9 protein-coding genes and 1 pseudogene are annotated in these 7,716 nt (G+C 72.0%); 5 read left to right on the top strand and 5 right to left on the bottom strand.

Annotation, left to right across the window (positions count from 1 at the left end; all coding sequences use genetic code 11):
• Positions 1–97 precede the first annotated feature (97 nt).
• From E1293_RS41745 to E1293_RS41735, 3 genes are read left to right on the top strand one after another with little or no spacing between them, the layout of a single operon-like run.
• The gene (locus E1293_RS41745; RefSeq protein ID WP_132204822.1) at positions 98–457 is read left to right on the top strand and encodes a VOC family protein; all 360 of its coding nucleotides are present in this window, start codon (positions 98–100) and stop codon (positions 455–457) included.
• Entirely contained in the window at positions 454–765 is a 312-nt protein-coding gene (locus tag E1293_RS41740) for an ArsR/SmtB family transcription factor (RefSeq protein ID WP_132204820.1), read from the top strand. Before E1293_RS41745 ends, E1293_RS41740 begins: the two co-directional genes overlap by 4 nt.
• A 42-nt stretch (positions 766–807) precedes the next feature.
• The gene (locus E1293_RS41735) at positions 808–1,242 is read left to right on the top strand and encodes an SRPBCC family protein (RefSeq protein ID WP_132204818.1); all 435 of its coding nucleotides are present in this window, start codon (positions 808–810) and stop codon (positions 1,240–1,242) included.
• 40 nt (positions 1,243–1,282) lie between these two features.
• Here the strand turns inward: E1293_RS41735 and E1293_RS41730 are convergent, their stop codons facing one another.
• Both E1293_RS41730 and E1293_RS41725 read right to left on the bottom strand, forming a co-directional pair.
• Positions 1,283–1,462, bottom strand: coding sequence for a VOC family protein (locus E1293_RS41730; protein WP_207939414.1), 180 nt, complete (start codon positions 1,460–1,462; stop codon positions 1,283–1,285).
• 64 nt (positions 1,463–1,526) lie between these two features.
• Entirely contained in the window at positions 1,527–3,407 is a 1,881-nt protein-coding gene (locus tag E1293_RS41725) for an ABC transporter ATP-binding protein (RefSeq protein ID WP_132204816.1), read from the bottom strand.
• Between the two features lie 128 nt (positions 3,408–3,535).
• Between E1293_RS41725 and E1293_RS41720 the strand changes: the two genes are divergently transcribed.
• Complete coding sequence (locus E1293_RS41720; protein WP_132204814.1) at positions 3,536–4,693, top strand: aminotransferase class V-fold PLP-dependent enzyme; 1,158 nt, start codon at positions 3,536–3,538, stop codon at positions 4,691–4,693.
• 7 nt (positions 4,694–4,700) lie between these two features.
• On the opposite strand, the gene E1293_RS41715 is transcribed toward E1293_RS41720, so the two are convergent.
• The 3 genes from E1293_RS41715 to E1293_RS41705 all read right to left on the bottom strand — a co-directional run bounded on the left by E1293_RS41715 (position 4,701) and on the right by E1293_RS41705 (position 6,777).
• Positions 4,701–5,120, bottom strand: coding sequence for a CBS domain-containing protein (locus E1293_RS41715; RefSeq protein ID WP_132204812.1), 420 nt, complete (start codon positions 5,118–5,120; stop codon positions 4,701–4,703).
• Positions 5,121–5,197: 77 nt separating this feature from the next.
• Entirely contained in the window at positions 5,198–6,199 is a 1,002-nt protein-coding gene (locus tag E1293_RS41710) for an LCP family protein (RefSeq protein ID WP_132204810.1), read from the bottom strand.
• Positions 6,196–6,777: an RNA polymerase sigma factor gene (locus E1293_RS41705; RefSeq protein ID WP_132204808.1), complete on the bottom strand. Its 582-nt coding sequence runs from the start codon at positions 6,775–6,777 to the stop codon at positions 6,196–6,198. Before E1293_RS41705 ends, E1293_RS41710 begins: the two co-directional genes overlap by 4 nt.
• A gap of 224 nt (positions 6,778–7,001) precedes the next feature.
• Between E1293_RS41705 and E1293_RS41700 the strand changes: the two are divergent.
• Positions 7,002–7,716 (top strand): annotated as a pseudogene (locus tag E1293_RS41700) (hypothetical protein); the annotation flags it as partial.

Genomic DNA, 7,716 nt, shown 5'->3' with positions numbered 1-7,716 from the left:
ACCCGCCCCGGCACGTCCCCCGCGAAGCCGCCGGCGAAACGCGTAGGGAAATCCCTACGCTTGACACGTAGGGAGTCTCCTACATATCGTCGCGGCCATGAACATCACGCATGTGCGGCTGCTGACGGTGCCGGTGAGCGACCAGGACGCGGCCAAGGACTTCTACGCGGGCAAGCTCGGCTTCGAGGTGGTGATGGACCGCGCCACCGGGCCGATGCGCTGGCTGCAACTCGCCCCCAAGGGCGCGGAGACGAGCATCGTCCTCGCGAACCACCTGCCCGGCCTGGCGCCGGGCAGCACCGGCGGGCTGATGCTGGAGACGGCCGACCTCGACGCGGACTGCGAGCGGCTCCGCGACGCCGGTGTGGACGTCGACGGCCCGCAGGATCTCCCCTGGGGACGGCAGGCCACGCTCACCGACCCCGACGGCAACGGCATCGTGCTGGCCGCGCGGTGACGGCGGACGTCTTCGCGGCGCTGGCCAGCCCCGTCCGGCGGGACCTCACGGCCCTCCTGCTGGACGGGCCGCGGCCGGTGAACGACCTCGCCGCGCACTTCGCGATGAGCCGCCCGAGCGTGTCGGAGCACCTCCGGGTGCTGCGGGACGCCGGGCTCGTCAGCGAGCAGCGCGACGGCCGGCAGCGGATCTACCGGCTGGAGCCCGCGCCGCTGCGAGAGATGTCGGAGTGGCTCACCCCGTACGAGCGGTTCTGGCGCGAGAAGCTGTCCGAACTGCGCGAACTGCTCGACGAGGAGGACCTGTGACCCGCCACGCGACGACCGCCCCCTCGCCGGAAGGAGAACGGTGTGAGCGGTGAACCGGATTCGATCCAGGTGGACGAGTTCCTGCCGCATCCGCCCGCGAAGGTGTGGCGGGCGCTCACCGAGCCGGAACTGCTGGCCCGCTGGCTGATGCCGAACGACTTCGAACCCGTCGTCGGGCACCGCTTCTCCTTCGCGGCCGAGCCGATCCCGAGCGTCGGCTTCGACGGGGCGATCGCCTGCCGGGTCCTCGACATCGAGGAGCACCGCCTGCTGCGGATCAGCTGGCGCGGCGGCGGCCTCGACACGACGGTGACGTGGCGGCTCGTCCCCGAGGGGCGCGGCACCCGGATCTTCATCGAGCACGCGGGCTTCGACCTCGACGACCCGGTGAACGCCCACGCCTTCCGCGGCATGGGCAGCGGCTGGCGGTCGACCGTGATCCGCTCGCTCAGGGACGTCCTGGCCACGACCACCTGACGCACACGAGGCGCCGGGCGCGGGCAGGCCGTCCGTGCGCTCAGGGTGCGGGGTCGGCGTAGACGCCTTCGAGCATGCCGGTGGCCTGGCCGACCTCGATGAGGTAGCCGTCCGGGTCTCGCATGTAGCAGCGCACTTCGGCCTTGCGGTCGATCGGCTCGGTCAGGAACTCGGCCCCGCGCGCGGTGGCTTCGGCGTGGAACGCGGCGATGTCCGCCACACGGACGTAATGGTCATCCCCCGACCCGCCACTGCGGCGGGTCGGCGACGGCGGGTTCGGGTGGTTAGGAGACGGGTTCGAGGGGCGGGTCGTTGGCGAACTGGGTGTTGTAGAGGTCTGCGTAGCGGCCTGCGGCGGCCAGGAGTTCCTCGTGGGTTCCGCGTTCCACGATGCGGCCCTCCTCCACGACGAGGATCAGGTCGGCGGCACGGACGGTGGACAGGCGGTGGGCGATCACCACGGCGGTGCGGCCGTCCAGGGCCTCGGCCAGGGCCTCCTGGACGGCGGCCTCGGACGTCGAGTCGAGGTGGGCGGTCGCCTCGTCCAGGATCACGATGCGCTGGCGGGCGAGGAGGAGGCGGGCGATGGTGAGGCGCTGGCGCTCGCCGCCGGAGAGGCGGTACCCGCGTTCGCCGACGATCGTGTCGAGGCCGTCGGGCAGGCTCTCGATGAGGGTGTCGAGGCGGGCGCGGCGCAGGACGTCCCAGAGGTCGTCTTCGGCCGCCTCCGGCCGGGCCAGCAGGAGGTTCGCGCGGATCGACTCGTGGAAGAGGTGGCCGTCCTGGGTGACCATGCCGAGGGTGGCGCGGATGGTCTCGAAGGACAGGTCGCGGACGTCGACGCCCCCGAGGCGGACGGCGCCGGAGTCGACGTCGTACAGGCGCGGCAGCATCTGGGCGATCGTCGACTTGCCCGCGCCGGACGAGCCGACCAGCGCGACCATCTGCCCGGGCTCGGCGCGGAACGAGACGTCGTGCAGGACGTCGACGCCGCCGCGGGTGTCGAGGGTCGCGACCTCTTCGAGGGAGGCGAGGGAGACCTTGTCGGCGGACGGGTAGGCGAAGCGGACGTTGTCGAACTCGACCGAGACCGGGCCGGCCGGGACGGCGCGGGTGTCGGGGCGCTCGGCGACCAGCGGTTTCAGGTCGAGGACCTCGAAGACCCGCTCGAAGCTGACGAGCGCGCTCATCACCTCGACACGGGAGCTGGCGAGGGCGGTCAGCGGCGCGTAGAGGCGGGTGAGGAGGAGGGCGAGGGCGACGACGGCGCCGGCGTCGAGGTGGCCGCGCAGGGAGGAGTAGCCGCCGAGGCCGTAGACGAGCGCGAGGGCCAGGGCGGAGACCATGGTCAGGGCCGTGATGAAGACGTGCTGCACCATCGCGGTGCGGACGCCGATGTCGCGGACGCGGCGGGCGCGGGCGGCGAACTCGGCCGACTCGCGGTCAGGGCGCCCGAAGAGCTTGACGAGGGTCGCGCCCGGGGCGGAGAACCGCTCGGTCATCTGGGTGCTCATCGCGGCGTCGTGCGCGGCGGCCTCCCGTTCGAGGCGCGCCAGGCGGCTGCCCATGCGGCGGGCCGGGAGGACGAACACGGGCAGCAGGACCAGCGCGAGCACGGTGATCTGCCAGGAGATGCGGACCATCACGGCGAAGGTGAGCAGCACCGTCACCATGTTGCTGACCACGCCGGACAGGGTGTCGCTGAAGGCGCGCTGGGCGCCGATCACGTCGTTGTTGAGGCGGCTGACCAGGGCACCGGTGCGGGTCCGGGTGAAGAACGCGATCGGCATGCGCTGGACGTGGTCGAACACGGCGGTGCGCAGGTCGAGGATCAGCCCCTCGCCGATGCGGGCGGACAGCCACCGGTTGGCCAGGCCCAGCCCGCCCTCGGCGAGCGCCAGGATCGCGATCACCACGGCGAGCCACACGACGGTGGACGTCGCGGAGCGGTCGACGATGGCGTCGACGACCCGTCCGGCCAGCACGGGCGTCGCGACCGCGATGACCGCCATCACCACGCTGAGGACGAGGAAGGCGGCGAGCTGCCGCCGGTGCGGCCGGGCGAAGCGGCCGATGCGCCGGAGCGTCGCCTTGGAGAACGGCCTGCTGTCCCGCGCGTTCATGGCGTGGTGCAGCGACATCCACGCCGTGACTTCCATGTCCATGGAGACCCCTGATGATCGTTAGCCTGGAACAGCAAGCATGTGACCTCAAGATTGGTTGAGGTCAAGTCGCCGCCAACGTGACCAGCGTCTCGCGCGGGTACGACAGTTCGGGAGGGAAACTGCCAACTGTGGATATCGACGAGATCCGGGCCGACACCCCCGGCTGCGCGAAGGTGGCCCACCTCAACAACGCGGGCGCCGCGCTGCCGCCGCGTCCGGTCATCGAGGCCGTCGCCGGGCATTTCGCCCTGGAGTCGACGATCGGCGCCTACGAGGCGGCCGAGCAGAACGAGGCGGCCATCGGACGCTTCTACGGCGCCGTCGCAGGGCTCCTCGGCGCGTACCCGGACGAGATCGCCTATGTGGAGAACGCCACCCGCGCGTGGGACATGGCCTTCTATTCGATCCCGTTCGCGGAGGGCGACCGCATCCTGACGACGACGAGCGAGTACTCCAGCAACGCGATCGCCTACCAGCAGGTTGCGGCCGCCAAGGGCGTGAAGGTGGAAGTCGTCCCCGACGAGGCCGACGGCACCCTTTCCCTGGACGCGCTCCAGGCCGAACTCGCCAAGGGCAATGTCCGCCTGGTGTCGCTCAACCACATCCCCACGCACAACGGTCTCGTCAACCCCGCCGCTGAGGTCGGGCGCCTCTGCCGTGAGCACGGCGTCCTGTACCTCTTGGACGCCTGCCAGTCGGTGGGGCACCTCGTAGTGGACGTCAATGAGATCGGCTGCGACATGCTGTCGGCGACAGGGCGCAAGTTCCTGCGCGGCCCGCGTGGCACCGGGTTCCTGTATGTCCGGCGCGACATCCTGCGGACGCTGGTTCCGCCGTTCCTCGACCTGCATGCCGCAGATTGGAAGGCACCAGACGGCTTCCAGATGCGCGAGGACGCACAGCGCTTCGAAACCTGGGAACGGTACGTCGCCGGTCAGATCGGCCTGGGCGTCGCCGCCGACTACGCAGCCGACCTTGGCATGCCCCAGATAGAGGCCCGCGTCATGCATCTCGCCGCGCGGCTACGCGAGGAACTGGCCGCCCGTCCTGGAATCACCGTCCTCGACCGGTGCGCGCGACCGTCCGGCATCGTCACGTTCACCGTGGACGGTCACGACCCAGCCGCCATCAAGGCCGCCGCCAGGGAACACGGCGTCAACATCAACGTCACGACCCCGCTCGCACACGGATACGACCCGCACGCCCACGCCGTGGCCGTGCGGGCCTCCGTGCACTACTACAACACCGAGGAGGAGCTTGACCGTCTCCTGTCCGTCCTGACGTAAGCGCGCGTCAGGTGTTCGAGCGCGCCGCGCTGATGTCGGCGAGCGCCGACACCGAGTCCTTCTCCATCGCCAGGTCGCCGATGGACACGATGCCCACCGGACGGCCGTCCTCGATGACGGGGAGCCGCCGCACGGCGCGCTCCCGCATGATCTGCGCGGCCCGCTCGACGGAGTCGTCCGGGCCGACGGTCGCCGTCACCCGGCTCGCGATGGCGCCGATCTTCGACCGCGCCGGGTCGCCGCCCGCCGCGAGCCCGCGCACCACGAGGTCGCGGTCGGTCACGACCCCCTTCAGGTCGTCGCCTTCGGCGACCAGGACCGCGCCGATCTCCTCGTCGCGCATGGCGCGCGCCACGGTCACGAGGTCGAGTTCCGGGGACACCGATGTCGGCGAGCCGGTCATGATTTCGCGGACTTTCGTGGCCATCGCTCACTCCTTGAGCCTCGTGGGTCGTTGCTGGGCCCCGGGATGGTTCCGGCCCTACCCGAGAGGGACGGGCTCACTCATGACGACCGGAACGAGGCGAACATCCGCTTCGCGGCGGGTTCGTCCAGTACGACACGGCTCGGGTCCGATGGCGCCGGACGGACCGGAACGGTGTCGAACGCGACCGAATCGCCGTCCTCGAACCCGCGGACGAGGGTCTTCAGCGCCCCGGCGTCCAGCCGGGGAACGGTCTTGACCGAACCGGCCGCGACGGCGAGGAACCTGGCGAACGCCACGGGGTCGTTCGTCATCTGCTTCCTGGCCTGCCGCGCGAGCGACCCCAGGAGCCGGTGCTGGCGCTTGATGCGGTCCAGGTCCGAGCCGTCCCCCAAGCCGTGCCGGACACGGGCATAGGCGAGCGCCTGCCTCCCGTCGACCCAGTGCCTGCCCGCGGACAGGTCGAGCCCCGACTTCTGGTCGGAGACGGACTTCGGCAGCGTCACCTCGACCCCGCCGAGCGCGTCCACCATCGTCCGGAACCCGCCGAAGTCGATCACCACGGTCTGGTCGACCCGGACGCCGGACAGCTGCCGCACCGTCGCCAGCGTGCAGGAGGCGCCGCCCGCCGTGAACGCCGAGTTGATCATCCCGTCCACGGACGCGGCGCGGCCGCACGCGGGGATCCGCACCAGCAGGTCGCGCGGAAGGCTCACCACGTGCGGGCGCTTCCGGTCGGCGGGGACGTGCACGAGCATCAGGGTGTCCGAGCGCGCCGCGTCCGAGCCGCGCGCATCCGACCCGATGACCAGCACGTTGAGGGCCTTGCCGGCGGCGGGCGCGGTGGACTTCGCCGCCACCGGCTTCGCGTCCCGGCCGTGCAGGAGCGCCGCCGGGACGAGGATCGCCGCGGCCGTCACCATCGCGACCACCCCGAGCAGCGTCCACCGCCCCGGCCCGCGGCGGCGCCGCGCCCGCCCGGCGTCCAGCAGCCGGTTCCGCTGCCGGACGAGCGAGGGCGGCGGCTCGTGCTCCAGGCCGCGGCCGAGGTCGCGCAGCAGGTCCAGTTCGTCCACGGTCACGCCTCCTCGCGCGTCGGGTCGGTGTCGCCGAGCGCCGCGCGCACCTTGCGCCGCGCCCGGTTGAGGCGGGAACGGACCGTCCCGACCGGTATGCCGAGTGCCCGCGCCACCTCCTCGTAGGCCAGGTCGCCCCACGCCACCAGCAGCAGGACGTCCAGGTCCCCCCTCGCCAGCCCGGACAGCGCCTCCGCCAGCGCGGGACGCGACGCCGAGGCGGTCACCCCCGCCGCGACACGGTCGGCGGGGCCCTCGACGGAGCCGTCCACCGGGCTGCGGCGCAGCGCCCGGTAGCGCGCCGCCTCCGTCCGGTGGTGCCGCGCGACGAGCTTCGTCGCGATGCCGAACAGCCACGGCCGCGCGTCCCGCTGCGCGAGGTCGTAGCGGTGCCGCTTGCTGAACGCGGCGAGGAACGTCTCGCCGACGACGTCCTCTGCGGCCTCCGGCCCGAGCCTGCGCGACACGTACCGGTAGAGCATCCCCGAGTACCTGTCGAACAGCGCTGCGAACGCCTCGGGGTCGTCGAGCGAACTCTCGATGAGAGCGGCGTCGTACTCCCGGGCCGTGGGGGGGACGGTCATCGCGACCACCATGGCATGCGCACCGGGCCTTCCCGTGCGGGGACGTTGTCAGCGATGTATCTCCACAAGCTCCGGTTCGGGTTCACGCTTTTCGGTCCGGGACACGTGGGCCGCCGTTACCGATCGCGGCGAACCTTCCCGATAAACTTCGCATCCTCATATGCAAAGGGGTTGTCGGGGGGCCGCTCCGCCGCCTGCCGTGTACGAGCAGAGGGGGTCTGGACGTGGACGACGACGCCGAGCGGGAGACGGAGGCGTCCCGTACGGACACCGCCGAGTTCCGCGTCCCCGCCAAGGTGAACCTCACCCGGCCGGACATCGCCGTCCGCCGGCCTGCCAAGCCGCAGGAGAAGGCAGAAGAGAAGCCGCCCGCTCCCCCGCAGGGCCCGTGGCATGTCCAGTTCCCGTCCCCCGCCAAGGCGGAGGAGGCCGAGCAGGACGCGCCCGAGGAAGACGCCGCGCCCGAGGACGTTTCCGAACCTGCCGCCGAGACGATGCCGTGGCGGCCCACACCGTCGCCGGAAGACGACTCCCAGCCAGAAGACGATTCCCAGCCGGACGACGACGCCCAGCCGGACGACGACGCCCCGAAAGGCGACGACGAGCCACAAGCCGGGCCGTGGCAGGTGCCCGTGCCGCCCGTGGCAGACCCGCCGACCGCTCGTCCCGGACGCCACCGGAGCGCCGCCCCCGAGGAACTCCCAGCACAAGCCACCGCCCCACAGCGCCCCCCGGCGCGTCCAAGCAACGCTCCACACGCGCACGCCCCGGCACCTCCGGCCGGGCCTACGCGGGTCGAGCGGTTGCCGGTGCCGTCCCCGCAGAGCGCGCCCCGGCAGGCCGCACCTCCCCAGGAGTATCCGGCGGCACGGTCGTCCGGGCAGTGGAATGTGCCTTGGCAGGGGACGCCCCAGCCACCGGCCGCCCCGCCCACCGCAC

It is taken from the genome of Actinomadura darangshiensis, assembly GCF_004349235.1.
In the GTDB taxonomy this organism is placed as follows: Bacteria; Actinomycetota; Actinomycetes; order Streptosporangiales; family Streptosporangiaceae; genus Spirillospora; species Spirillospora darangshiensis.
The sequence above is the reverse complement of the archived record's forward strand: the minus strand, read 5'-3'. Positions and strand labels throughout refer to the sequence as shown.

What these genes read in the sequence shown, in the direction of transcription:
- E1293_RS41745 (WP_132204822.1), top strand. Translation starts at nt 98, where the DNA reads ATGAACATCACGCATGTGCGGCTGCTGACGGTGCCGGTGAGCGACCAG.
- E1293_RS41725 (WP_132204816.1), bottom strand. Translation starts at nt 3,407, where the DNA reads ATGGACATGGAAGTCACGGCGTGGATGTCGCTGCACCACGCCATGAAC.
- E1293_RS41715 (WP_132204812.1), bottom strand. Translation starts at nt 5,120, where the DNA reads ATGGCCACGAAAGTCCGCGAAATCATGACCGGCTCGCCGACATCGGTG.
- E1293_RS41705 (WP_132204808.1), bottom strand. Translation starts at nt 6,777, where the DNA reads ATGACCGTCCCCCCCACGGCCCGGGAGTACGACGCCGCTCTCATCGAG.